This is a genomic window from Microbacterium sp. MYb66 (genome assembly GCF_002979435.1).
Classification (GTDB): domain Bacteria; phylum Actinomycetota; class Actinomycetes; order Actinomycetales; family Microbacteriaceae; genus Microbacterium.
On record NZ_PCOV01000002.1, the window covers coordinates 400164 to 425592 of the forward strand.

Annotated in this window: 18 protein-coding genes; 6 read left to right on the top strand and 12 right to left on the bottom strand. The window is 68.8% G+C overall.

Annotated features, from left to right (window positions below; translation table 11 throughout):
- Nucleotide 1: 1 nt before the first annotated feature.
- On the top strand, nucleotides 2–1798 hold the full coding sequence (locus CQ045_RS05775; protein WP_105721717.1) for a DUF5979 domain-containing protein: 1797 nt from the start codon (nucleotides 2–4) through the stop codon (nucleotides 1796–1798).
- On the opposite strand, the gene CQ045_RS05780 is transcribed toward CQ045_RS05775, so the two are convergent.
- Together CQ045_RS05780 and CQ045_RS05785 are read right to left on the bottom strand one after the other, a co-directional pair.
- Nucleotides 1764–3941: a DUF11 domain-containing protein gene (locus CQ045_RS05780; protein ID WP_181156454.1), complete on the bottom strand. Its 2178-nt coding sequence runs from the start codon at nucleotides 3939–3941 to the stop codon at nucleotides 1764–1766. The two genes, CQ045_RS05775 and CQ045_RS05780, sit on opposite strands and share 35 nt — an antisense overlap.
- A gap of 218 nt (nucleotides 3942–4159) precedes the next feature.
- Complete coding sequence (locus CQ045_RS05785) at nucleotides 4160–5533, bottom strand: hypothetical protein (protein ID WP_105721719.1); 1374 nt, start codon at nucleotides 5531–5533, stop codon at nucleotides 4160–4162.
- A gap of 227 nt (nucleotides 5534–5760) precedes the next feature.
- Here CQ045_RS05785 and CQ045_RS05790 point away from each other — a divergent pair, with 227 nt between their 5' ends.
- From CQ045_RS05790 to CQ045_RS05800, 3 genes are all read left to right on the top strand, one after another.
- Nucleotides 5761–6522, top strand: a complete 762-nt coding sequence (locus CQ045_RS05790; RefSeq protein WP_105721720.1) for a DeoR/GlpR family DNA-binding transcription regulator — start codon at nucleotides 5761–5763, stop codon at nucleotides 6520–6522.
- Between the two features lie 93 nt (nucleotides 6523–6615).
- On the top strand, nucleotides 6616–8652 hold the full coding sequence (locus CQ045_RS05795; protein ID WP_105721721.1) for a bifunctional aldolase/short-chain dehydrogenase: 2037 nt from the start codon (nucleotides 6616–6618) through the stop codon (nucleotides 8650–8652).
- Nucleotides 8653–8791: 139 nt separating this feature from the next.
- Nucleotides 8792–10189: a rhamnulokinase family protein gene (locus CQ045_RS05800; RefSeq protein WP_105721722.1), complete on the top strand. Its 1398-nt coding sequence runs from the start codon at nucleotides 8792–8794 to the stop codon at nucleotides 10187–10189.
- A 157-nt stretch (nucleotides 10190–10346) separates the two neighbouring features.
- Here CQ045_RS05800 and rhaS read toward each other — a convergent pair whose 3' ends face one another.
- The 4 genes from rhaS to CQ045_RS05820 are packed head-to-tail and all read right to left on the bottom strand — an operon-like array spanning nucleotide 10347 to nucleotide 15046.
- Nucleotides 10347–11390 (bottom strand): rhamnose ABC transporter substrate-binding protein, encoded by a 1044-nt coding sequence (rhaS, locus tag CQ045_RS05805; protein WP_105721723.1) that lies wholly within the window; start codon nucleotides 11388–11390, stop codon nucleotides 10347–10349.
- A gap of 55 nt (nucleotides 11391–11445) precedes the next feature.
- Nucleotides 11446–12495: an ABC transporter permease gene (locus tag CQ045_RS05810; RefSeq protein ID WP_181156455.1), complete on the bottom strand. Its 1050-nt coding sequence runs from the start codon at nucleotides 12493–12495 to the stop codon at nucleotides 11446–11448.
- Nucleotides 12492–13520, bottom strand: coding sequence for an ABC transporter permease (locus tag CQ045_RS05815; protein WP_105721724.1), 1029 nt, complete (start codon nucleotides 13518–13520; stop codon nucleotides 12492–12494). The genes CQ045_RS05810 and CQ045_RS05815 overlap by 4 nt, the downstream gene beginning before the upstream one ends.
- The gene (locus tag CQ045_RS05820; RefSeq protein ID WP_105721725.1) at nucleotides 13517–15046 is read right to left on the bottom strand and encodes a sugar ABC transporter ATP-binding protein; all 1530 of its coding nucleotides are present in this window, start codon (nucleotides 15044–15046) and stop codon (nucleotides 13517–13519) included. The genes CQ045_RS05815 and CQ045_RS05820 overlap by 4 nt, the downstream gene beginning before the upstream one ends.
- 148 nt (nucleotides 15047–15194) lie before the next feature.
- Here CQ045_RS05820 and CQ045_RS05825 point away from each other — a divergent pair, with 148 nt between their 5' ends.
- On the top strand, nucleotides 15195–16202 hold the full coding sequence (locus CQ045_RS05825; protein WP_105721726.1) for a LacI family DNA-binding transcriptional regulator: 1008 nt from the start codon (nucleotides 15195–15197) through the stop codon (nucleotides 16200–16202).
- Between the two features lie 67 nt (nucleotides 16203–16269).
- Here CQ045_RS05825 and CQ045_RS05830 read toward each other — a convergent pair whose 3' ends face one another.
- On the bottom strand, nucleotides 16270–18552 hold the full coding sequence (locus tag CQ045_RS05830; protein ID WP_105721727.1) for a glycoside hydrolase family 3 C-terminal domain-containing protein: 2283 nt from the start codon (nucleotides 18550–18552) through the stop codon (nucleotides 16270–16272).
- Nucleotides 18553–18646: 94 nt separating this feature from the next.
- Here CQ045_RS05830 and CQ045_RS05835 point away from each other — a divergent pair, with 94 nt between their 5' ends.
- Nucleotides 18647–19231 (top strand): TetR/AcrR family transcriptional regulator, encoded by a 585-nt coding sequence (locus CQ045_RS05835; RefSeq protein ID WP_105721728.1) that lies wholly within the window; start codon nucleotides 18647–18649, stop codon nucleotides 19229–19231.
- Here the strand turns inward: CQ045_RS05835 and CQ045_RS05840 are convergent.
- The 5 genes from CQ045_RS05840 to CQ045_RS05860 all read right to left on the bottom strand — a co-directional run bounded on the left by CQ045_RS05840 (nucleotide 19228) and on the right by CQ045_RS05860 (nucleotide 25394).
- Nucleotides 19228–20175 (bottom strand): carbohydrate ABC transporter permease, encoded by a 948-nt coding sequence (locus CQ045_RS05840; protein WP_105721729.1) that lies wholly within the window; start codon nucleotides 20173–20175, stop codon nucleotides 19228–19230. The two genes, CQ045_RS05835 and CQ045_RS05840, sit on opposite strands and share 4 nt — an antisense overlap.
- Nucleotides 20172–21137, bottom strand: a complete 966-nt coding sequence (locus CQ045_RS05845) for a carbohydrate ABC transporter permease (protein ID WP_181156456.1) — start codon at nucleotides 21135–21137, stop codon at nucleotides 20172–20174. The genes CQ045_RS05840 and CQ045_RS05845 overlap by 4 nt, the downstream gene beginning before the upstream one ends.
- A gap of 6 nt (nucleotides 21138–21143) precedes the next feature.
- Nucleotides 21144–22514, bottom strand: coding sequence for an ABC transporter substrate-binding protein (locus CQ045_RS05850; RefSeq protein ID WP_105721730.1), 1371 nt, complete (start codon nucleotides 22512–22514; stop codon nucleotides 21144–21146).
- Between the two features lie 42 nt (nucleotides 22515–22556).
- Nucleotides 22557–24200 (bottom strand): glycoside hydrolase family 13 protein, encoded by a 1644-nt coding sequence (locus CQ045_RS05855; RefSeq protein ID WP_181156478.1) that lies wholly within the window; start codon nucleotides 24198–24200, stop codon nucleotides 22557–22559.
- A 189-nt stretch (nucleotides 24201–24389) separates the two neighbouring features.
- On the bottom strand, nucleotides 24390–25394 hold the full coding sequence (locus CQ045_RS05860; RefSeq protein WP_105721732.1) for a LacI family DNA-binding transcriptional regulator: 1005 nt from the start codon (nucleotides 25392–25394) through the stop codon (nucleotides 24390–24392).
- Nucleotides 25395–25429: the final 35 nt, after the last annotated feature.

Here is a 25429-nt window from a genome sequence, read left to right on the forward strand (position 1 = left end):
CATGCACAAGCGATCGACGCGGTGGGCCGCTCCCGCCGCGCTCGTCACGATCCTGGCCGCGAGTCTGCTGCCGGCCGGCGCCGCGCAGGCAGTCGACCTCGACGGCATCACCTCCGTCACGATCGTCGAACCGACCGACACCCTCACCGTCTTCGAGAACTTCCGGCTCGAGGCGACCTGGGTCGTCCCCGACACCGCAGTTCCCGGAGACACCTTCGGATTGACGTTCCCCAGCACGCCTCTGCTCGTGGGCGTCACCGATTCCTTCATCCTGGAGTCGCCTGATGCGGAGGAAGTCGGCTCGTGCACGGTCACCAGCACCGGCATCGAGTGCGTGCTCGGCGACTACGTGCTCACCCACGACAACGTCAGCGGCAGTCTCTTCTTCTGGGCCCAGGCGCAGGAGACCAGCGACAGCGACACGCTCACCTTCACCACCAGCGGCGGCCGTTCGATCGACGTTGCCGTGCCGGGCGGCGAGATCGTCGACAAGGACGCGTGGGGCCCGCCCGCAGAAGCCGAGAAGGCCGGTGTCGTCACGACCGACGGCGACCACCTCGAATGGGACGTCTATGTGCCGAGCAATCAGATGACGGCCGGTGAGGTCATCACCGACACCTTCACACCCGGCCTGACCTTCGTCCCCGCCTCCATGCAGGTCGGCTACGTGCTCATCGCGGATTGGAACGGCGGCGCGTTCACCGATGCGGACTTCGTCGTCCTCACGGAGCCGGCCGACTACGTCATCGCCGACGATCCCCCCACATCGTCATTCACCCTGACGCTGAACGGCCCGGTGCCCGCTGACGCGATCTACCGTCTCCGCTACCGGATGTCAGTCCCTCCCGGCACCGTCGCGGGCGACGTCTTCACCAACACGGTCTCCGGCGTCGGATTCACCGCGGCGTCAGGGTCGATCACGTACATCGGCTCGGGAGGGGGCGGTGAGGGCGACGAGCCCGGCACCTTCACCGTCAGCAAGACACTCTCGGGTTCCGGCACCGCACTCGTGCCGGCCGACACCGCGTACTCGATCACCTACTCCTACCCGGCGGCAGGCGGCCCGGTGACCGGCGTCATCGACGTGGTCGCCGGGCAGACGAGCGCAGCGATCGGGCCGATTCCGCCAGGGACGGTCGTGACCCTCACCGAGACCCCGCCGGCGCCCGTCGAGGGTGCGACCTGGGGTACGGCGACGTACAGCGGAACGGGGGTGAGTCCGACCGCGGGAGGCGCACAGGTCACGATCGTGACCGGTGCGAACGTCGATGTGGCGGTGCAGAACTCCGTCGAGCTCGTGCCGCCGCCCGACCCCGGCACGTTCACCGTGAGCAAGGCACTTTCCGGCTCGGGGGCATTGCTCGTACCGGGAGACACGGCGTACACGATCGCCTACTCGTACACGTCACCGGGCGGGACGGTCACGGGGGCGGTATCTCTTCTGGCGGGAGAGACGAGCGCACCGATCGGACCGGTGGCCGAAGGAACAGTCGTCAGGATCGAGGAGGCCGCACCCGCACCGATCGCCGGAGTGACCTGGGGTGCGTCGACGTACGTGGGCAGCGGAGTGACAGCGGCCGGAGCCGGGGCGACGTTCACGATCGTGACAGCCACGAACGTGGACGTCACCGTGCAGAACACCGCCGAGCTGGTGCCGCCACCGGACGTCCCCGACGAACCGTCTCAGGGCCTGGCCCGGACCGGCGGCGAAGTGTGGGGTCTTCCGCTCGCCATCGCCTTGCTCATCGGTGGCTTCGTGCTCGTCAGGGCCCGGTCGGTGCGCCGCGCCTCCGCGTGAGCAGAAGGCCGACCAGAAGGAGCCCGGCGCCTGCCAGGAGGCTCGCCGCGGGGTCGATTCCCGTCGTGGGCAGCGAGCCCTCGGCATCAGGCGTATCGGGCGGGACAGGCGGAGTGGGCGGGACGACCACCTCGACGCGCTCGCTGTCCTCGGTCGTCAGCGTCTGCCCGGCGGGGGTGAGCGCGGTGACCGTCGCGACGTTCACGACGGAGGGTGCCGACGCTGCCGTCAGACGCACCGTGCAGTCGCTCGTCTCGGTCGCGCCGGCAGCGAGCGCCCCGATCGCCACGGTGCACGCGGGGAAGAGCGGGTCGTCGATGACGACGTCCGTCAGATCGACCTCCCCGGTGTTGGTGACGGTCAGGCCGAAGGTCACCTGCTGCCCGGCGGTGACCGAGTCACGGTCGACCGTCTTGCTGAGCTCCACACCGCTGACCGCGGCGGATGCGGTCGCCGCGGTGTCCACCGACAGGCCGCCGGTGGACCGCGAGGCCGAGGCGAGTTCGGCAGTGTTGGTCATGCCCTCCTCCAAGACCGACGTGCAATCGACCGTGGTCGTGGACAGCGGCGCGAGAGTGCCGAGGACTCGATCGCAGCCGGGCGCCGCAGCGTCGGCGACCTCCACCGATTCGAGCGGAACGGTGCCGGTGTTCACCACGGTGATCGTCCAGGTGACGGCGCTGCCACGGGGCACGTCGGCCGCAGAGGGCGTCTTCGACAGGCTCACCGCGAGAAGTCCGACGACGGTGGGAGCACCGTCGGCGACCTCGGCTCCCGAAGGATCGGCCGCGCGGGCCTCGAAACAGCCGATCACCGCCCCGGCCGCGGGTGCGGCGCACTGCAGCACGATGGTGGCATTGCCGTTCAGCACCGCGAACCCGGTGATGGTGTTCCCCTCGAGCACCGCGCCCGGCGGCAGACCGCTGCAGGATGAGAGGGCGATCGGCGACGTGATCGTGAGTGCGCTGAGCGGGACGGAGCCGGGGTTGCGGACCACCACGTCGAAGGAGGATGCCTCGGCAGACGTCCGCACCTGGGTCGGTGTGACGGTGATGTCGAGGTCGGACACCGGGAGCGAAAGCACCACGTCCATGATCGTGAAGCCGTCGCCGCCGGTGCCGAACTGGAATGTGAGCGAGGTGTCCCCGGGGGCGAGGCCGGAGAGCGGACTTGTCGCGATGTCGACGGAGGCGTTGGTGAAGGGAGTCGCCGCTGCATAGTCGGGGAAGGGCACGCCACTCGGCGCCCGCGAGATCGCGATATTGTTCGTCGCTCCCTCATCGTTCTGCAACCGGGTCGGCGTGGTGTTCGACGACGTCGTGTACTGCCCGAAGTCCCCGGAGTCGGCGTGGTCGCCTTCGGCGAGGAAGTACCCGACCCGCGCGCCGGATCCGGCAGCGGTGAAGCCGGTGAGCGAGAAGTTCCGGTTGCCGCCCGGGGCCAGGTCCTGCGAGCCGCGGTAGATGACGACGCGGTGCGAGGCGGTGGTCGAGTCCGTCGGCTCGAACGCCCCGTGGTCGTAGACGACTGTGAGGCTCCATCCGGCGAAGCACGAGCGCCCGGTCCCCGTCCAGAGGTTCCCGACCGAGATCGTCTCCTCGGTCCCGCTCTCCCCGCTCTGGAACAGCGACGTCACGTCGGCGTTGGCGACGTAGATCCCCGCCCGGCCCGCGGCCGGCGGCGTTCCCCCGTCGATCATGTCCGGTGCGACCGCCGAGATCGGTCCGGACGCCCCCCGCTGCACCATGATCTGGCGATCGGCGGGGATGCCCGCCGGCACGCTGCAATAGATGCCGGTGCTGTTGGTGGGTGTCGCTCCGGTGGACACCCCGCTCGACCCCATCCAGGAGAGCTGCGCGTAGACCACGTTCGCCCCGGCGGGGATCGTGAGGCGCGCACTGGAGCTGTTCTCCGCACCGGCATCCGTCAGCTGCGGGACGGCGCGGGTATGGGTCATGTCGGTGACGTTGTTGTGCACGCCGCCTGCGCCGCTGTGCAGTTGATTGCAGGTGTTGGTTCCCACGGCGGCGCACTCCAGCACGCCGTTGCCCGCCATGAGGAAGTCGCCGTTGACGACGGCGTCGTAGGCCACGGCGTGAGGGAACGCGGCGGCTGCGGGAGGAGCGGCCGAGACGAGTGTCATTCCCAGCACCCAGAGAGCGACCGCCAAGACGGACGCACTCCACCGGACACTCCGCTGTCCACGTCGATCGGCGAGGACCGGCGAGGTCGGAGATGCGCCACCGGCGGCCACTCGCATGTTCACACAGTAGACCCGATCAGGCCGGCCGTCATCAGGCAGAAATCGGCCGCCGAAACGAGGGAGCGATACCGGGCGCACCATGCCACGAGGCCACGTCCTCAACGAGGTTGCTCGCCGCAGTCGATGGAATCGTGGCCCAGCGTCCACTCCTGAAGACGGCTCCCTCCGTCCATGCGGGCGAATCCCCGGACGGTCGAGGAACCGGCGGCCGCTTCGGCGCCGGCCGCGGTGAACGTCACGCTGCGACTCGCCCCGGCCGGCACCTTGGCGAACAGCTGTTCCCCGAGCGGCGAGATCACGCGAATGTCCGCCGTCGCGGTCGAGGCGTTCTGCACTCGGAACGTCAGAGACGCTCGGGAGTCGCTCGTGCACCCGGCCGCGACCGATCGAGTGATATCGAAGACGGAAGGGGAAGCCGTGGCCGTCGGCGTCGGCGTCGGCGTCGGCGTGGGCGTGGGTCCGCTGCCCGCGTCGTGGACGGCGTACGCGATCCGAGCATCCAGGCGCGTCCCGCCCTCATAGAACAGGTACGTCCGCGATCCGACCGTCACCACTTCGGGGGAGGCGACACGTCCGGCGTCCGGCGCGACCCCCGACGCCTTGTGCAGGTTCACTGCCGCACCCACGTCGGTGAGGGTCGCGTCGATCGGTCGCGCCGAGATGCGCCCGGAGGAGCCGTGATAGATGACGTACAGCTGGTCGTCCCACTCCCAGAGGTTGGCCGCCGAGACGTTGCCCGCATCGAGCGCACCCGGGACCACGATCGGATCGGGGCGCACCGTCCACGATCGTCCGTCGACCGACTCGGCGATGCGGATCCGGCGGGAGTTCGCCGAGGTGTTCTCCATATAGAACATCCCGTATGCGAACGCCGAATCGGGATCAGGGTGCTCGAACACGCGGGCATACGCGGTCTCGGTCGTCTTCGCGCCGCCCATCGCGTTGTCCACCGCGACGCCGCCGTAGGCGAAGGTCACCCCGTCGTCCGAAGTCGCGTAGCGGGTCGCGTCATTGCCTCCGTGGAAGTAGAGGAACATCGTGTCCTCCGCCGTGTTCCAGATGGCGTCGCCGCTGGAGACGTGATTGACGGAGTAGTGCGGCGCCCAGACGTTGGCGATGACGGGGTTCTTCTCGTACTCGGTCCACGGGCCGTCGAGCGAGTCCGCGTACATGAGTGAGATGCCGCCTGGATTCTCGTGCGGCGCGTAGTAGAGATACCACTCGCCGAGAGGAGACTCCAGGTGTGCTCCGGCATGGAACACACTGGGGAAGATGAACTCCCCGGTCGGGTTGTAGCTCAGCGCAGTGGCGGCGGTCACCTCGCCGGCGTAGCTGAAGGTGGGTGGCGCGGCCGTGGCCGCCGTCGCCGGGTTCGCGATGACGACCGCAGCGATCAGCACCCCGAGGCTGAGCACGCCGGCGATCACTCGGCGATACGCGGCGGTGAGCAGTGGGGTCTGCGGCTTCGACACGATGGGGTTTCTCCTCGGGTGGTGGTGGACGTCAGCTGCATCGGCTCTTCCGATTCTGTTTCCGGGACTCGAGCCGCGGTGTCCGCAGCCCCGTATATCGGTACGGCTTCGCCGGAGCTCTGTAGCGGTTCGCGCGACGCACGTAGGTCGCACGCCGTCGGTCGGTGCGGCGGGCCCGAGCGAGCACGGTTCGGCGGCTCCCCGCGGGCACCGGATAGATTCCTCCCATGGCTCTTTCCGGCAACCTCGAGGCGCAACGACGTCGCGACGAACTCGTCGAACTCGCGAACAGTCCCCAGGGCGTCATGATCGAGGCGGCCGCCGAGCTCTTCTCCGTCTCGTCGATGACGATCCGCCGGGACCTGCTCGAGCTGGAAGCCGAGGGCAGGGTGCGGCGTGTCCGGGGCGGAGCCGCCGCGGCTCCGAAGGCCCGCCCGTTCGATGCTCGCCGTGCCATCCGCGCGAGCGCGAAGCGGGCCATCGCCGAGAAGGCACTGCAGCTCGTCCCCGATCAGGGCAGCATCGCCCTCGACGCCTCGACCACGGTGAACATGCTCGCCTCGACGATCGGTCCGCGCGCCGGACTCACGGCGTACACGAACTCCTTCGAGTCGTTCCAGCTGCTGCACCCGCTCGACGGCGTGACGGCGGTGATCTCCGGAGGCACCGCCGAGCCGACGACCGGGAGCCTGGTCGGCCCCATCGCGCGCCGAAGCATGCGCTCGGTGTATTTCGACATCTTCTTCTCCTCGGCGGATGCGCTCGACAGCGCGGACGGCACCTCCGAGGTCTCGGTGGAGGAAGCCGAGCTGAAACAGGCGATGGCGGCGAACGCCGGGACCACGGTCGTCTGCATCGACTCCAGCAAGCTCGAGCGCCGCTCGGTCGCCCGCGCCCTGGAGCGCGAGGAGATCTCGGTTCTCGTCACGGAGCTCGATCCCGCAGACGAGCGGCTGGATGTGTTCCGGGCGACAGCCGACATCCTCTGATCCTTCTCTTGAAGGTTGGTTCATGTTATATTTCACAAGAAGTAACACCACCGGTACGCGCCGCCGTGCGCGCCGCCCTCTTCTTGGAGAATCGTGACCAACGCCACCGCCGCCGCCCTCATCGCCCGGTCGAACCGCCTCGGCGCCGACCCGAAGAACACGAACTACGCCGGCGGGAACACCTCCGCCAAGGGCACCGACACCGATCCCGTGACGGGCCGGCCCGTCGAGCTGATGTGGGTCAAAGGATCGGGCGGAGACCTCGGCACGCTGAAGGAGAGCGGCCTCGCGGTTCTGCGCCTCGACCGGATGCGCGCGCTCGTCGACGTGTATCCCGGCATCGAGCGTGAAGACGAGATGGTCGCGGCCTTCGACTACTGCCTGCACGGCAAGGGCGGCGCGGCCCCCTCGATCGACACCGCCATGCACGGCCTCGTGGATGCCGCGCACGTCGATCACCTGCACCCCGACTCCGGCATCGCGATCGCCACCGCCGCCGACGGCGAGGCGCTGACCTCGACCATCTTCGGCGACAAGGTCGTGTGGGTGCCGTGGCGCCGCCCCGGATTCCAGCTCGGGCTCGACATCGCGGAGATCAAGAAGCAGAACCCGCAGGCGATCGGCACGATCCTCGGCGGTCACGGCATCACCGCCTGGGGCGACACCTCGGAGGACGCCGAGGCGAACTCCCTCTGGATCATCGACACCGCGGCCGCCTACATCGCGGAGCACGGCAAGGCCCAGCCGTTCGGTGAGGTGCGCTCCGGCTTCGAAGCTCTCGCTGCGGCGGAGCGGAAGGAGCGCGCGGCAGCCCTCGCCGGCACGATCCGCGGCATCGCCTCGACCGACAGGCCGATGGTCGGACACTTCACCGACGCCGACGAGGTGCTCGACTTCCTGGCATCCGAGAAGGCCCCCGCCCTGGCGGCTCTCGGCACGAGCTGCCCCGACCACTTCCTGCGCACCAAGGTGAAGCCGCTGATCCTCGACCTGCCCGTCACGGCATCCGTCGACGAGCAGATCGCCCGCCTGCACGAGCTGCACGAGCAGTACCGCGCGGACTACCAGGCCTACTACGACGCGCACGCGACGTCCGAGTCTCCCGCCATCCGCGGCGCCGATCCGCTCATCGTGCTGGTGCCCGGGGTCGGAATGTTCTCCTACGGCGCCAACAAGCAGACGGCCCGGGTCGCCGGCGAGTTCTACGTCAACGCGATCAACGTGATGCGCGGCGCCGAGGCGCTGTCGACCTACTCCCCCATCTCGGACGCCGAGAAGTTCCGCATCGAGTACTGGGCGCTGGAAGAGGCCAAGCTGCAGCGGATGCCGAAGCCGAAGTCGCATCAGGGGCGCATCGCCTTCGTCACAGGTGCCGCATCCGGCATCGGCAAGGCGATCGCCACCCGCCTCGCCGCGGAAGGCGCCTGCGTCGTCATCGCCGACCTCGACCTCGAGAAGGCGCGCGCCGCCGCAGCCGAGCTCGGGAACACGGATGTCGCGATCGGCGTCGCTGCGAACGTCGCGGATGCCGATGCCGTGCAGGCCGCGCTGAACGAGGCGGTGCTCGCGTTCGGCGGTGTCGATCTCGTCGTGAACAACGCCGGCCTGTCGCTGTCCAAGCCGCTGCTGGAGACCACCGAGAAGGACTGGGACCTGCAGCACGACGTGATGGCGAAGGGCTCCTTCCTCGTGTCGAAGGCCGCGGCGCGCGTGCTCATCGACCAGAAGCTCGGCGGCGACATCATCTACATCTCGTCGAAGAACTCGGTCTTCGCGGGGCCGAACAACATCGCCTACTCCGCGACGAAGGCCGACCAGGCCCACCAGGTGCGACTGCTCGCGGTCGAGCTCGGCGAGTACGGTATCCGTGTGAACGGCATCAACCCCGACGGCGTCGTCCGCGGCTCCGGCATCTTCGCCTCGGGCTGGGGTGCGAACCGTGCCGCGACATACGGGGTCGCGGAGGAGGACCTCGGCCAGTTCTACGCGAACCGCACGATCCTCAAGCGGGAAGTCGTGCCCGAGAATGTGGCAGACGCGGTGTACGTACTGACCGGCCCCGAGCTCAGCCGCACCACGGGCCTGCACATCCCCGTCGACTCCGGCGTGGCCGCGGCGTTCCTGCGATGATCCTCGATCGGCCCGCTCCCGTTCGACCCGCCCGTGGTCGAGGCGGAGCCACCCCCTTGCATGCGAGCGGCCCCCTCGTTCGCAGCGAACCAGGGGGCGGCTCGCACGCGAAGGGGCCGGTCGACGGGAGGGCGAAGCGATGACCGTGCGCGCGGTCGCGGCCGTCGACCTCGGCGCCACCAGCGGACGCGTGATGATCGGTCGCGTCGGCGACGGGAGGCTCGACCTCGAACTCGTCTCGCGGTTCCCCAACGGCCCCGTCGAGCGCGAGGACGGCCTGCACTGGGACTTCGCGGCCCTGTACGAGCACGTCGTCGCGGGTCTCGCCGAGGCGGTGCGTCGGGAGCCGGACATCGAGAGCATCGGCATCGACTCCTGGGCCGTCGACTACGGCCTGCTGAAGGACGGCGCGCTTCTCGCCGAGCCGTTCCACTACCGCGACGACCGCACGGCACGCGGCGTCGCCGAGGTGCACGGGATCACTCCCTTCGCGGACCTCTACACCCGGAACGGCCTGCAGTTCCTCCCGTTCAACACCCTGTACCAGTACCGCGTCGAGGAGCGCCTCGCCGAGGCCGACGTCGCACTCCTGATCCCCGACCTCATCGCGTTCCTCCTCACCGGAGTCGCGGTCGCCGAGCGCACGAACGCCTCGACCACCGGCCTGCTCGGAGTCGCGGACACCGAGTGGGACACGAACCTGGCCGAACGCCTCGGCATCCCCTCCCGCATCCTGCCGCGACTCGTCGACCCCGGCTCGACGGTCGGCACCGTCCGCCCGGAGATCGCCGCCCTGCTCGGCAAGGATCTCCCCGTGATCGCGGTCGGCTCGCACGACACCGCATCCGCCGTCGTCGCGGCGCCGCTCTCGACTCCGCACTCCGCCTACATCTCCTGCGGCACCTGGGGTCTGGTCGGCATCGAGTTGACGGCGCCGGTGCTGACGGATGCCGCACGCGAGGCGAACTTCACGCACGAGCTCGGAGTCGACGGCCGCTACCGGTTCCTGCACAACGTCACGGGCCTCTGGCTGCTCAGCGAGACGGTGCGCGCATGGGAGACGGAGGACGGCGCGGGCATCGACCTGCCGGAGCTGCTGTCCGCGGCATCCGAGGTCACCGGAGAGGTGCCGGTGTTCGACGCGAACGACTCGTCGCTCGGCTCCCCCGGCGACATGCCCGCGAGGATCGCCGCTCTGCTGGGCGCAGCGGCCCCGACCACCAGGGCGGCATTCGCGCGCTCGATCGTGGAGTCGATCGCCGCCGCGTTCGCTGATGCCGTGCAGACCGCCGCGGACCTCTCCGGTCGTGAGCTCGACGCCATCCACCTGGTGGGCGGCGGGTCGCTGAACCGGCTCCTGTGCCAGGCGACCGCCGACCGCACGGGACTGCCGGTACTCGCCGGGCCTGTCGAGGCCACCGCGCTCGGCAACGTGCTCGTGCAGGCGCGTGCGCTCGACGCCGCCCCCGCCACTCTCGAGGAGCTGCGCGCCCTGGTCGCCGCGACCCACGCCCCGGAGCGCTTCGACCCTCGCTGACCGCGGTCGGCGGGACGACGCCTGTGGCGGAGTTCCCGCCGTCGGGCGGACGATCGAGTGACCGCCATCCGCCCGTCGCCGAGAAGTCCGCCCCTCACCGCGTGGCGCACGAAGAGGGCGCCGGAGCCGAGGCCCCGACGCCCTCCTGCGAGGCGACTCAGAAGTCGAACTCGCCGATGTTGTCCGCGGTGAACACGAACGGGTCGCCGAGCAGGACGACGCCGTCCGCGCCGACCGTGTACTCACCCAGGTCGCCCGCCTCGAAGGTGTCGCCCTCCTTGCCGGTGATCTCGCCCTCGACGAGCGCCTTCGCTGCGAAGGCCGACAGGTAGCCGAGGTCGGCCGGGTTCCACAGCGCGAACGAGGTGACGGTGCCGTCCTCCACGTACTCGCGCATCTGGTTCGGCGTGCCGAGCCCGGTCAGTGCGACCTTGCCCTTGTAGTCCGAGGTGGACAGGTAGCGCGCCGCAGCCGCGATGCCGACCGTGGTGGGCGAGACGATGCCCTTCAGTTCGGGGTGGCTCTGCAGCAGCGCGGCCGTCTTGTCGAACGAGGTCTGGTCGTCGTCGTCACCGTAGACCGTCTCGACGATCGTGATGTCGGGGTAGTCGCTCGCGACGTACTCCTTCATCAGGTCGATCCAGGCGTTCTGGTTGGTGGCGTTCGCGGATGCCGACAGGATGGCGATCTCGCCGGCCCCGCCGATCTGCTCGGCGACCTGGTCGATCTGCACCTTGGCGATGCCCTCGGAATCGGCCTGGTTGATGAACACGTCGCGGCACTCGGGGTTGGTGTCGGAGTCGAAGGTGACGACCTTCACACCGGCGTCCCGCGCCTCGTTAAGCGCGTCGCAGATGGCCTTCGGGTCGTTCGCCGAGACGACGAGCGCGCCGACCGCCTGCTGCGTGGCGGTGTTGATGTAGCTCACCTGGGCGTCGGGGGTGGCTTCGGCCGGGCCGACTTCGGCGAACGTTCCGCCGAACTCCTCGACGGCCTTCTTGCCTCCCTCGCTGGAGGTGTCGAAGTAGGGGTTGCCGAGGTTCTTGGGCAGGAACGTGATGGACAGGTTGTCGGACCCGCCGCCCTCGCCCGAGCCCGAGTCGCCCGACCCGCTGCCGGTGTCGGCGCAGCCGGTCAGCACGAGCGCTGCGGCGACGGCCACGGCGGCGAACGCCCCGACCCTCTTGCGTGCAAACGTCATTGTTCTTCCTTTCGTGATGATCACCGCAGGCGGATGCCGACGGCGAGAGGCTGCCTCATGGTGCGGGAGAGGCTGCGACGCGGAGCGGTGGGCCCGCTTTCGCGCGGACGCGGTGCGCCCAGGCGAGGACGCTGGCTGCGACGACCGAGAAGATCAGCAGACCACCGGTGATGATGTTGATGACGTCGGAGGTGACTCCGGCGAGACGGAGGCCGCTACCGAGCACTCCGATCAGGAGCACTGCCGCGACGACGCCGTGCAGATGGCCGCGCCCGCCGAACACCGACACCCCGCCGAGGACGACGGCCGCGATGACCTGGAGCTCGAGGCCGGTGGCGTTGTCGCCGCGGGCGCTGCCGAAGCGCAGCGTGTAGAAGATGCCGGCGAAGGCCGCGACCACCCCCGAGAGGATGAACAGGATGAACTTCGTCCGCTCGACGTTCACGCCCGAGAACCGGGCGGCGTCCTTGGAGAGCCCGATCGCGTAGATGCCGCGACCGAAAGGGGTGAAGTGCAGCACCACCACGAAGATCGCGAGCAGGATCAGGAACGGGATCACGATGTAGGGGATCGTGGTGCCGGCGATCTTGGCCTTCGCGAGCGCCGTCCACATCTCCGGGAAGTCCGTCACGGCGGTCGTCCCCAGCAGGCCGACGGCCAACCCGCGGAACAGCGCCAGGGTGCCGATGGTGACGGCGAGCGACGGAAGGCCGACGACCGTGACCAGGAATCCGTTGAACGCCCCGCCGATGACGCCCACCGCGAGAGCGGCGAGGGCGGCGACCTCGAACGGCGCCCCCGATTCGGTGAGCACACCCGTGACGACGCTGGCCAGTCCCACCATCGAGCCGACCGAGAGGTCGATCTCGCCGGTGATCATGACGAGCGTCATCGGCAGGGCGATCAGCAGGATCGGAGCGACGTCGAGCAGCAGGTAGTTGACGGTGATCGGCTGCGCGAAGCCGCGGATCGACACGGCGGAGACGATCACGACGAGCACCAGCAGGGCGATGATGGCGAACTCGCGGTTGACGACGATGCGCCGCCACAGCGGTCGGTCGTAGTCCCGGATCACCCGGGTCGTGGCTGTCGTCGTGGTGGTCATGATTCGTCCCTTGCCTCGATGAGCTGCCGTCTCTGCCGCACGGCGAGCAGCCGGTCGAGCACGATCGCACCGATGATGAGCACACCCACCACGGCGCGCTGCCAGAAGTCCGGGATGCCGAGGATCGGCAGGGCCCGGTTGATGGTCATCAGCAGCATCGCGCCGATGGCTGCACCCCACACGGAGCCGACGCCGCCGGTGATCGCGATGCCGCCGATGACGGCCGCACCCACGGCGTCCAACTCCCAGCCCGAGCCGACCTGCGAGCTCACCGACCCGTACCGGGTCACGTAGAAGACCCCCGCGAGACCGGCGAGTGCCCCCGAGAGGACGAAGGCACTCAGCACGCGCCGCGTGGTCTTGAGCCCGTACAGCTCGGCGGCCGCCGGGTCGGAGCCGATGGCGTAGTACTCGCGGCCGCCGCGGGTGTTGCGCATGTACCAGGCGGCGAGCGCGAGGACGATGATCGCGACGATCGACAGCACCGGGATCGTGAGGATCTGCTGCGTGCCGAGGCGCAGGAAGTCCTTCGGGAGGTCGGAGGGGTGCACCTGGTCGCTGCCGGTCCAGAGCACGTTGATGCCGCGGTAGGCATACAGCGTGCCCAGCGTGATCACCATCGCCGGGACCTTGGCGAACGCCACCAGAGCGCCGTTGACCAGTCCGAGGAGGGCGCCGAAGATCACGGCTGCGATCACTACGAGGGGGATCGGGATGCCGGGGATGTCGATGAACAGACGCCCGGTGAGGAAGGCCGTGAGTCCCATGATCGATCCGACCGAGAGGTCGACGTTGCGGGTGATGATGACGATCGCCTGGCCGACGGCGACGAGCACGAGGATCGACGGCGTCAGCAGCAGGTCGCGCCAGCCGTCGGTGCTGAAGAGGAAGTTCGGGTTCTTCACGGTGGCGGCGACGACGACCAGGACGAGGGCGGCGAAGATCCCGAGCTCGCGGGCGCGGCCGATACCTCCCGGCTTCTTCGCGATCGCCGGGGCGGATGCCGCGAGTGCGGTGTTGCTCATGCGTGCTGCTCCGATGCGTGGGTCGCGGCGAACATGACGTTCTCGCTGGTGGCGTCCTCACGGTCGATCTCGGCGGTGATCCGCCCTTCGCGCATGACGAGCACGCGATCGGCCATGCCGAGCACCTCGGGGAGCTCGGACGAGATCATCAGGATTCCCATCCCCTCGCCCGCCAGCTGCGAGAGCAGGCGGTGCACCTCGGACTTGGTGCCGACATCGATCCCTCGGGTCGGCTCGTCGATGATGAGGACGCGCGGGTCGGTGGCGAGCCACTTGGCCAGCACCACCTTCTGCTGGTTGCCGCCGGAGAGCGTCGCCGCCACCGTGTCGAGCGCGTGCGTCTTGACCTCGAGCCGAGAGGCCCAGACCTTGGCCGCGCGGTTCTCGATGCCGGTGGTGATCAGGCCCCACTTGGCGAGGTTCCTGCGGATCGCGAGGGTGATGTTGCCGCCGACGCTGGCGTCGATCACGAGGCCCTGCTTGCGGCGGTCCTCCGGCACGAGAGCGAGGCCGTTGCGCATGGCGGCCGTCGGGTTGCGCCTCGGCACCACGGAGCCCCGCATCCGCACCTCCCCCTCACGGTAGGCGTCCACTCCGAACACGGCCCGTGCGACCTCGCTGCGACCGGCACCGACGAGGCCGGCGAGCGCGACGATCTCGCCCGCGCGGACCGTGAACGAGATGTCGTGGAAGACACCGGGGCTCGTGAGCCCCCTCACCTCGAGCAGCGGTTCACCGACCTCCGCCTCCTGCTTCGGGAAGAGCTCGGTCACGTCGCGGCCGACCATCTGGCGCACCAGGTCGTCGACGGTCGTCTCGGCGATCGGCGTCGTGTCGATGTACGCGCCGTCGCGCATCACGGTGACGGTGTCGCACAGGTCGAACACCTCGTCGAAGCGGTGCGAGATGAACAGGATCGCGCGACCCTCGTCGCGCAGGCTCCGCGCGACCGCGAACAGCCGATCGACCTCGACCCCGCTGAGTGCGGCTGTCGGCTCATCCATGATCAGCACGCTGGCGTCGAGCGAGATTGCCTTCGCGATCTCGATGATCTGCTGGTCGGCGATCGAGAGGCCCTCGGTGATGCGGTCGGGATCGAGCGCGACGCCGAGGCGGCGGAAGATCTGGTCGACCTCGGTGCGCATGGCCTTGCGGTCGATGCGGCCCAGGGCTCCCGTCGGCTGCCGGCCCATGAAGATGTTCTCGGTGACCGACAGGTCGGGGAAGAGCGTCGGCTCCTGGTAGATCACCGCGATGCCGGCGGCCTTCGACTGCGCCGTGCTGGTGAAGTCGACGTCTTCGCCGTGCAGACGGAAATCTCCCGAGTCGCGACGGTAGAGCCCGGCCATGATCTTCACGAGCGTCGACTTTCCGGCGCCGTTCTCGCCGATGAGGGCATGGATCGACCGCGACTGCAGCGTGAGGCTTCCGGAGCGCAGCGCGATGACCGGCCCGAAGGACTTCACGACGCGATGCAGCTCCAGCGCGGTGGGGGGAGCACTGCGGGCGGGTGCTTCGTCGACCACTGGCTTTCCTCTCCGTTGAGGGGGATGATGTTCGGAATGAATCTACCTGAATCGATTCAGGTGGGTTTCAGGCTAGTGTATGTGATGCGGGCCGCAGGTCAACCCCTGGTGCCCGAACCGTGATCCACCCGACGACGAGAGGACAGACGTGCCGGTCAGCATCCGCGATGTCGCCCTCCGCGCCGGGGTGTCCGTCGGCACCGTCTCGAACGTCCTGAACCGTCCGGAAGAGGTCTCGAGCGATTCGGTCGCGCGCGTCAGCCGGGCGATCGAGGAACTCGGATACGTGCGCAACGACGCTGCACGAAAACTGCGGGCGGGCATCAGCACCACGGTCGGGTTCGTGGTCCTCGACGGGCAGAACCCCTTCTACAGCGATGTGGTCCGCGGCGCCGAGGACGAGGCCTCCAGCCACGGCATCGCGATCCTCTACGGCAACACCGACGACGATCCGTCCCGAGAGAAGGTCTACCTCGACCTCTTCCGCGAACAGCAGGTGCGCGGGCTGCTGATCGCCCCGTACGGCGACGTCATGACGCAGCTGCGCCGGTTCCGCGCCAGCGGCATCGCCACCGTCCTCGTCGACAGGTTCAGCGCCGACAGCGGGTTCTCATCCGTCTCCGTCGACAGCGTCGCGGGCGGACGGCTCGCGGTCGAGCACCTGATCGAGGCAGGACGCCGTCGCATCGCCTTCGTCGGCGGCCCCTTCGACATGCGCCAGGTCACCGATCGACTCGCCGGTGCGCGCGCCGCCGCCGAGAACGCGTCAGTGCACATCGATCTCGAAGTCGTTCCCACCTCGGCGATGACCGTGGAGGAAGGAGCCGCCGCCGGCGCGAGGCTGCTCACCCGCCCCCGCCGCGAATGGCCGGATGCGCTCTTCGCTGCCAACGACCTGCTCGCGCTCGGCCTGCTGCAATCCCTCGTCGCCGGGGGTCGCGTGCTCGTCCCCGACGAGATCGCGCTGATCGGCTTCGACGACATCCCGTTCGCCGCGGCCGCAGCCGTTCCGCTCTCCTCGATCCGCCAGCCCAGCCGGATGATCGGCCGCACGGCGCTGCGCATCGTGTTGGAAGAGGCGTCCGATCCCGAGAGCATCCCCCGGCAGACCGTCTTCCCGCCGGAGTTGATCGTGCGGCGCTCGACGACCGGTTGAGCACGACCGAACCCCCGCACGGATCTGCGCGGGGGCTCAGCCTCGGTGGGACGATCGGGCGGCCGGATCAGTCGACGGCGTGACCGTCGGCGTTCGCTGCGGCCACCAGCTGCTCGATCTGCTCGAACGTGACGGGCAGACCGGGGAACCCGGCGAGGCGACCGATCGGGAACGAGGCCATCATCTTCTGCATCGCCTCGTCGTTCGGCATCATCGAGGCCGCGGCCGTATCCCCGCCGCCGCCCAGCAGACCGCCGAGGGCCTGCTGCACGATCGGACCCGCGACCGGATGCGACATCAGATCGCCGATCGAGGAGTTCATGGTGAGCTCCTGGTGCACCTCGTCGCCCTCGACCCCGACCGTCACCGACGAGCGGATGTCACGGCTGGAGGCGGCGACATCGAGCGTGTAGGAACCGCTCTCGACGACCCACCGGTCGACCCGCACATCCCAGTACGCGAGGTCTTCGCGACGGACGACGAGCTCGACCGCGCGGGTCTCCCCCGCGGCGAGCGCGACGGAGGCGAAGGCCTTGAGCTCACGCGGCGCCCGCTGCACGAGGGACTTCTCCGGCGCGACATACACCTGGACGATCTCGCGACCGTCGCGGTCGCCGGAGTTCGTGACGTCGAGGCGCACGGTGATGTCGCCGCCCGCACCGACCTCGGCCGCTGCCGAGCCGTACTCGAACGTCGTGTAGGAGAGTCCGTGGCCGAACGGGAAGGTGACCTCGAGGCCCTTCGCGTCGTACCAGCGATAGCCGACCAGGAGGCCTTCGCCGTAGCGCACGTGCCCGAACTCTCCGGGGAAGTTCCCGAAGGACGGGTTGTCCTCCAGCCGCACGGGCACCGTCTCGGTCAGCTTGCCGGAGGGGTTCACCGCCCCGTAGAGCACGTCGGCGACAGCGCTGCCACCGGCCTGGCCGAGCAGCCAGCTCTCGATGATCGCCGGCACGCGGTCGGCGAAGGGCAGCGCGACCACGCCGCCGTTCGACAGCACGACCACGACCCGGGGGTTGACCTCGAGCACCGCGTCGAGCACGGCGAGCTGCTCCGCGGGCAGGTCGATGTGGTCGCGGTCGAAGCCCTCCGACTCCTCCACGGCGGGGAGACCGAGGAAGAGCACGGCCACATCCGCCGCCGCCGCGACGCCGACGGCCTCGGCACGCAGCTCCTCCGCCTTCCGACCGGATGCCGCGACAGCACCGCCCTCGACCGCGAAACCTGCCGCGTAGGCGATGTTCTCCCCACCGACGGCACGGAGCTCGTCCAGCGCCTTGTCCACGCGTGTCGGGTTGATCAGCGACGAGCCCGCACCTTGGAAGCGGGGCTCGGTCGCGAACGCCCCGATCACGGCGATCCGCTGGTCGGCCGCGAGGGGCAGCAGCGCGTCGTCGTTCTTGAGCAGCACGATCGACCGGCCGGCGGCCTCGCGGGCCAGCGCGTGGTGCGCGTCGACATCGAGCGGACCGTCGACGGCAGGCCGCTCCCCCGCCTTTCGGACGAGGTCGATGGCGCGGGCCGCCGCGGTGTCGAGCACGCTCTCCTCGAGCGTCCCGGCGCGGACGGCCGCGACGAGCTGCGCATCCGTTCGTCCACCCGAGGCGGGCATCTCCAGGTCGAGGCCGGCCGCGACGCCCGCGACCCGGTCGTTGACGGCTCCCCAATCCGAGACGACGAGGCCGTCGAAGCCCCAGTCATCGCGCAGCACGCTGGTGAGCAGCCACGGGTCCTCCGAGGTCCACACCCCGTTGAGCTTGTTGTACGAGCACATGACCGTCCAGGGTGCGGCATCCTTCACGACGCGCTCGAACCCGCGGAGGTAGATCTCGCGCAGGGGGCGCGGGTCGACATCGGAGCTCGCGCGCATCCGGTCGAACTCCTGGTTGTTGGCGGCGAAGTGCTTGAGCGAGGTGCCGACGCCCTGCGACTGGATGCCGCGTACCGAGGCGGCCCCGAGGATGCCGGAGACGATCGGGTCCTCCGAGAAGTACTCGAAGTTGCGTCCGCACAACGGCGAGCGCTTGATGTTGATGCCGGGGCCGAGGACGACGGCGACGTCTTCGATCGCGGCCTCCACACCGATGGCCGCGCCCACGCGCTCGATGATCTCCGGGTCGAAGGAGGAGCCGAGGCCCACCGCGGGTGGGAAGCAGGTGGCCGGGACGCTGGCGGCGAGACCGAGGTGGTCGGTGCTGCCGGATTGCTTGCGCAGCCCGTGCGGTCCGTCGGTCATCATCACCGAGGGGATGCCGACGCGGTCGATGGCCTTCGTCGTCCAGAAGTCCGCACCGCTGGTCAGCGACGCCTTCTCCTCGAGGGTGAGGTCGGAAGCCGAGTTCTCGGTCATGGTGGTCCTTTCGCGGGCGACGTCGATGTCCTTGCGAAAACCTTATGCCCTTCAGTATTAGATTCCAAACGCCATTCAGGATTAATGTCGAGTCATGGCACGACGAGGTTCATACGCGAAGGGCGTGGCACGGCGCGAGGAGATCCTGGAGAGCGCCCTCGACGTCATCGGGCGCAAGGGCTATCAGAACGCCTCGCTCAAGGAGATCGCCGAGGTCGTCGGTGTCACTCCCGCCGCGCTGCTCCACTACTTCGGATCGAAGGAGGAGCTCTTCACCGAGGTGCTCCGCAAGCGCGACGAGCAGGACGGACTCGATCCCGCGGGACTCAACGACGATCAGGCCAGGACGGCGTTCATCGACGTGATCCGCCACAACACGGAAGTCCCGGGGCTCGTCGCCCTGTTCTCGCGCCTCTCGGTGGACGCGGCCGACCCCGAGCATCCGGCCCACCGCTACTTCCTCGACCGCAGCGAGCGCCTGCGAGAGTCGATCGCCGACAACTTCGGGGCCGACGGAGGACGCTCCTCCCTCGACCCCGACACCCTCGCCCGCGTGATCCAGGCGGCCTCGGACGGACTCCAGCTGCAGTGGATGATCGATCCCACCGTCGACATGCCCGGCATCATGGCCGCACTCATCGACGCCCTGCATCCCGCGGAGTCGTCCGCCGCGGACTAGCCCTTCACGGCTCCTCCGAGCCCGGCCGAGCGCAGGAACACCGACTGGAAGATCAGGAACATCGCGATCGGGATCAGTGTCGCGATCGCCAGCGCGGCCAGGAACACGTCGAGCTCGGTCTGCGACTGCACCGCGGGAAGACGGACCGACAAGGGCTGCACCGACGGATCCGGCAGCACCAGCATCGGCCACAGGTAGTCCTTCCAGGCGGCGATGATCGCGAACACCGACACCACGCCGAGGATCGGCTTCGACATCGGCAGCACGATCGACCAGAAGAGCCGGAAGGGACCTGCGCCATCGGTGCGCGCGGCCTCGAAGACCTCGCGGGGAAGGCTGTCGAAGAACCGCTTCACCAGCAGGATGTTGAACGCGTTCGCCCCCATGGGCAGCCACACGGCGAGGTAGTTGTTGAGCAGGCTCACATCCCCCAGCAGCGGCGGGTGCACGATCGTCAGGTACAGCGGCACGAGCAGCACGATCCCCGGGATGAACAGCGTCGCCAGCACCAGCGCGTTCAGCAGCGGCGCGTACGCCGGACGCAGCACCGAGAGCGCATAGCCCGCCGTCGTCGCGATGAACAGCTGCACGAACCAGGCGCCGAGCGCGATGATCACCGTGTTGAAGAAGTACTGGTCGATGTGGATGTCGTTCCACGCGGTCGACAGGTTCTCCCAGTCCATGCCGTTCGGCCAGAGGGCGAACGGCTGCTGCAGCGTGTCCTGGGTCGGCGTGATCGCCGACTTCGCCAGCCACAGGATCGGACCGAGGCCGGCGACGATCAGCCCGACGGCGAGGAACACGTGCGTGACCGACATCCCGACCCGGATGCCGGGACGACGGCGCTCCGAGTCCGAGATGACCGTGCGATCGCCGACGCGGTCGGCGGCCTTCTCCGCCGCCTTCTCCGCGGCGCGGGTCGAGAGGCGGGTGGTGAGGCTCACGTCGTGCTCCAACGGTCGGTCAGCTTGAAGTACAGCCAGGAGAGGAGGGCGAGGACGATCGCGAGCAGCACCGAGACGGCCGTCGCCTCGCCGTAGTCGCCGCCCAGACTGTTCCGGAAGGCCTTGTCGTAGATGTACAGGAGCACGGTCTTGGTCGCTCCGGCGGGGCCGCCGCCGGTGAACAGGAACGGCTCCAGGAAGACCTGCGCGGTGGCGATCACCTGCAGGATCAGCATGATGAAGAGGATGCCGCGCAGCTGCGGCAGGGTGACGTGCCAGATCTTCTTCCAGATGCCGGCGCCGTCGACCTCGGCCGCGTCGTACAGCTCCGGCGGCACGCCCAGGAGCGCGGCCAGGTAGATGATGATCGAGCCGCCGGCCCCGGCCCAGGTGGCCTCGAGCACGAGCGAGGGCATGGCCTGCACGGCGTCCTGGATCCAGGGCTGCGGGGGGATCCCCACGAACCCGAGCACGGTGTTGAACACACCGGACGGATCGGCGCTGTAGAAGAACTTCCACAGCAGCACCGCGACCACGGGCGGGATGACGACGGGGAGGTAGGCCAATGCGGAATACAGCCCCTTGCCCCGGCGCACCTCGCTCATCAGCACCGCCATCAGCAGCGGCAGCGGGAACCCGAACAGCAGGGCGAGCACGGCGAACCACAGCGTGTTGATCACGGCACGGCCGAGCTCGGGGTCGCCGATCACGGCGAGGTAGTTGTCGAACCCGACCCACTCGGAGACGATCAGGTTCGTCTTCTGGAGGCTCATGATCACCGACTGGACGATCGGCGACCACGAGAAGAACACGAACACGAACAGCATCGGAAGCACGAACAGGAGGTTCGCGACCCCGCCGCCGCGGAACCAGGTGAGTGGCGTGCGGCGGCGGGTTCGGCGCACAGCGGGCGGCGGAGAATCCTCCACCGCCGCCCGCTGCTCGGAGAGCGTCATCGTCATGGAGTGCTACTCGTCGAGCTTCGCCTGCGCATCGGTCTGCACCTGGGCGAGCAGAGCGTCGATGTCGGCGTTCTGATCGGTGAGGACCTTCTGCACGACCGTGTCGAGAAGCGCATAGACCTCCTGCGTCTTGACCTTGGGCTCGCCCACCGGCGTCTGGTCCCAGATGCGATCGCTGAACGGAGCCATCTGCTCGACCGGGACGTTGATGTAGTCCGCGATCCAGACGAGGGACTCCTCGTAGAGCTCCCGGCTGAGCACCGGCAGCAGCGGGGTTCCCACGGCCTGGCCGGACTCGTTCAGCGTCTTCGCGTCGAGCACGGCAGCGTCCTCGTCCATCAGCTTCTGCATGTAGTACCAGTCGATCCAGGTCACCGCGGCGGCCTTGGTCTCGTCATCGACCGTGGGGCTGATCACGGCGATGTCACCGCCGCCGAGCGTGCCGGGGTCGTCGCCTTCCATCGGCACGACCGTCATGCCGTAGATCTCCGAGTCCATGCCGAAATCGCGCACGAGTGCGGTGTAGATGTCGGATCCCGAGGTGTACATGCCGATGTTGCCGGCCGCGAACTCCTGGTTGATCGTGCCCCAGTCGAGGTCGACCTTCGACCCGAAGGCGCCGTCTTCCCACTTCACGTCGTGCAGGAACTGCAGCGCGGCCTTCGTGGCCTCGTTGTCGATCGTCGACTCGGCCGTGCCGTCGCCGTTGTCGGTCTGCGTGCGGCCGCCGCGTGCCACGGTCTGCGAGGTCAGCTGCCAGCCGCCGGTGTTGTTGATCGCCATCTGGGCGTAGCCGGCCTTGCCCGTCGCATCCGTGATGGCCTTGGCCGCCTCGCGGATCTCGTCCCACGTCTCCGGCGGGTTGTCGGGGTCGAGGCCGGCCGCTTCGAACAGGTCGCGGTTGTAGTGCAGAGCGGCCGCGTACGCCTGACGCGGGAAGCCGTAGATCTTCCCGTCGGCGCCGGTGACGCCGTCGAGGATGATCGGGTTGAACTTGTCGGTGTACCCGAGCTTCTCGATCGCATCGGTCACGTCCATCAGCTGCCCGTTCTCCAGCAGCGTCTTGGAGTCCGTGAACGGAACCGTGAAGACGTCGGGCAGGCTCCCGCCGGCGAGCTGCACGGCGAAGGTCGGCCCCTCCCACTCGTACTCGACACCGATGATGTCGATGTCGGGGTGCTCCTTCTCGAACTGCTTCTCCTGAGCGGCGAATGCATCATAGGCAGCCGCGTCCGCCCCCGGGGGGAACGTCGCGACGCGCAGCTCGGTCTTGCCGTCGGCGCTGTCGCCTTCGCCGCTCGAGGTGCATCCGGCGAGGGCGCCGACCGTCGCGAGCACGGCGATGCCGGCGACCACGACCTTCGTTGGTGACTTCATTGTCTGTCCTTCCATGTGGTGCTGATTCGGGTGGTGCAGGGCTTACTTCTGCGCTCGCGAGGAGTGCTCGGGGGCGGCTCGGAGAGCGAGCCAGGCTGTGGCATCGGGGGGCAGCACGCCGTCCAGGGACGCGCTGGCGAGGAGCACCTCGTGATGCGCGGGCAACGGAACCGCGGCCGCGCCGAGATTGGTGATGCTGACGGTGCCGTCGCCGCGTCGGAACGCGAGGACATCGGCGCCGAGCTCGAGCCACTCCAGATCGCTTCCGGCGAGGTCGTCGAGACGGCGACGCAACGCGATCGCTGCGCGGTACAGGTTCAGGGTCGAGTCGGGGTCGCGGTCTTGCGCATCGACCGCGAGCGCCGCCCAGTCCGCCGGTTGCGGAAGCCACGGGGCTCCACCGAAGCCGTAGGGGCTCGTATCGCCCGCCCAGGGCAGCGGCACGCGACATCCGTCCCGTCCGGGGTCGACGCCGCCCGAGCGGAAGTGCATCGGGTCTTCGATCGCATCGAGCGGAAGCTCGACCTCGGGAAGACCGAGCTCGTCGCCCTGGTAGATGTACAGGCTCCCCGGCAGTGCGGCCACGAGGAGAGCGGCAGCCCGGGCTCGGCGCGCTCCTCGTGCGGCGTCGGTCGCGGTGCCGAACCGCTTGCGCTCGAACGCGAACGAGGAATCAGCCTGCCCGTATCGCGTGACAGGTCGGGTGATGTCATGGTTCGAGAGCACCCAGGTCGCGGGAGCACCGACCGGAGCGTGCTCCGCGAGCGTGCGCGTGATGGAGTCGCGCATGGCCTGCGCGCTCCACGGCTGGGTCATGAAGCCGAAGTTGAAAGCGGTGTGCATCTCGCCGGGGCGCAGATACCGGGCGAAGCGCTCGGCATCGTCGAGCCACACCTCGCCGACGAGCACGCGTTCGCCGTCGTATTCGTCCGCGACGGCACGCCAGTCGCGGTAGATGTCGTGCAGTTCGTCACGATCGATGTGCGGATGCCCTGCCGTCGGAGCGGTGCCCGGCGGCAGATCGGGCAGCTCCGCATCCTTGACGGGAAGGGCCGCGGAATCGATGCGGACGCCGGCGACCCCGCGGTCGAACCAGAACCGGAGGACGTCTTCGTGCTCTCTGCGCACGTCGGGGTGGTTCCAGTTGAGATCGGGCTGCTGCGGAGTGAACAGGTGCAGGTACCACTCGCCGACGGTGCCGTCGGGGTTCGTCGTCCGCGACCAGGTCTCTCCCTGGAAGCTCGAGACCCAGTTGGTCGGGATGCCGTCGCCCTGATCGCCGCGGCCGGGGTGGAACCAGAAGCGCTCGCGCTCGGGGCTGCCCGGTCCCGCGGCCAGCGCCTGCTGGAACCACTCGTGCTGGTCGGAGATGTGATTCGGCACGATGTCGACGATCGTGCGGATGCCGAGCTCGAGCGCCTCCGCGATCAGCTGCTCCGCCTCCTCGAGCGTCCCGAAGCGAGGGTCGATCTGCCGGTAGTCCTGAACGTCGTAGCCGCCGTCGGCGAGCGGGCTCTGGTACCAGGGGGTGAACCAGAGCGCGTCGACTCCGAGGCTCTTGAGGTACGGCAGCCGGGAGCGGACCCCGGCGAGATCGCCGATGCCGTCGCCGTTGCCGTCCGCGAAGCTGCGCACGTACACCTGGTAGATGACGGCTGTGCGCCACCAGTCCTCCCCCGCGGGCATCGTCAGGGTGCGGGCGGGCGCCGCCGTGCGCAGAACATCAGTGTCCACGGAACTCCTCGTCGTCGGTGGCGATGAGTCGAATGTAGCTTTTCTTTTGTTTTGACGCAAGAACTAAACAGAAAGTAGGAAAATTACGATCACTTGCGGGCATGCGGAAGGTCGGCCCGTGTGGGCCGGCGACGGATGCGATCAGGCCAGCGGACCCGTCGAGGCGCGCAGCACCAGCTCCGGCTCGAACAGCAGCTCGTCACTCGGCTGCGCAGTGCCGGCGATCTGTGCGAGCAGCAGAGCGATCACCGCGCGACCCATCGACTCGATCGGCTGACGGACCGTCGTGAGAGGCGGCTCCGTGCAGCTCATCAGCGCCGAATCGTCGAACCCGACGATGCTCACGTCCCCCGGCACCGTGAGGCCGGCCCGACGAGCCGCGCGCACGGCTCCGAGCGCCATCGGATCACTCGCGCACACGATCGCCGTGGCGCCCGCGGCGAGAAGACGCGTCGCCCCGGCCTGCCCCGACTCGAGCGAGTACATCCCCCGCACGACGAGGTCGTCCGCCAACGGAGCTCCGAGCGACTCGAGCAGTCTCCGCGCGGAGTCGAGCTTGCGCTGAGAGGGGACGTGATCCTGCGGGCCCAGCAGCAGCCCGATCCGGCGATGCCCCAGCTGGTGCACGTGCAGCACCGCCTGCTCGGCCGCCGCCGCATCATCGGTCGACACCGTCGCGAACTGCAGCTCCGGCACGCGGGCGTTGACGAGCACGGTCGGCAGGTTGACCTGACGCAGCCGCTCGTAGTGTTCGTGCGCCGCATCCGCCTGCGTGTAGTTGCCGCCGAGGAAGATGACTCCGGACACCTGTTGCGCGAGGAGCAGATCGACGTAGTCCGACTCCGTCACGCCGCCCGCGTTCTGCGTGCAGAGCAGAGGCGTGTAGCCGTTCTGCGTGAGCGCTCCTCCGACGATCTCCGCGAACGCCGGGAAGATCGGGTTCTGCAGCTCAGGGAGAACCAGCCCGACCAAGCGGGCGCGTTCACCGCGCAGCTTCGTCGGTCGCTCGTAACCGAGGACATCCAGGGCGGTCAGGACCGCCTGCCGCGTGGCATCGGACACACCGGGCTTGTCGTTGAGCACACGGCTGACCGTGGCTTCACTCACACCGACCTTGCGGGCCACCTCGGCCAGTCGCTTCGACATGGGGTCAGCTTACGCAAGATCTTGCATCTCAGCGC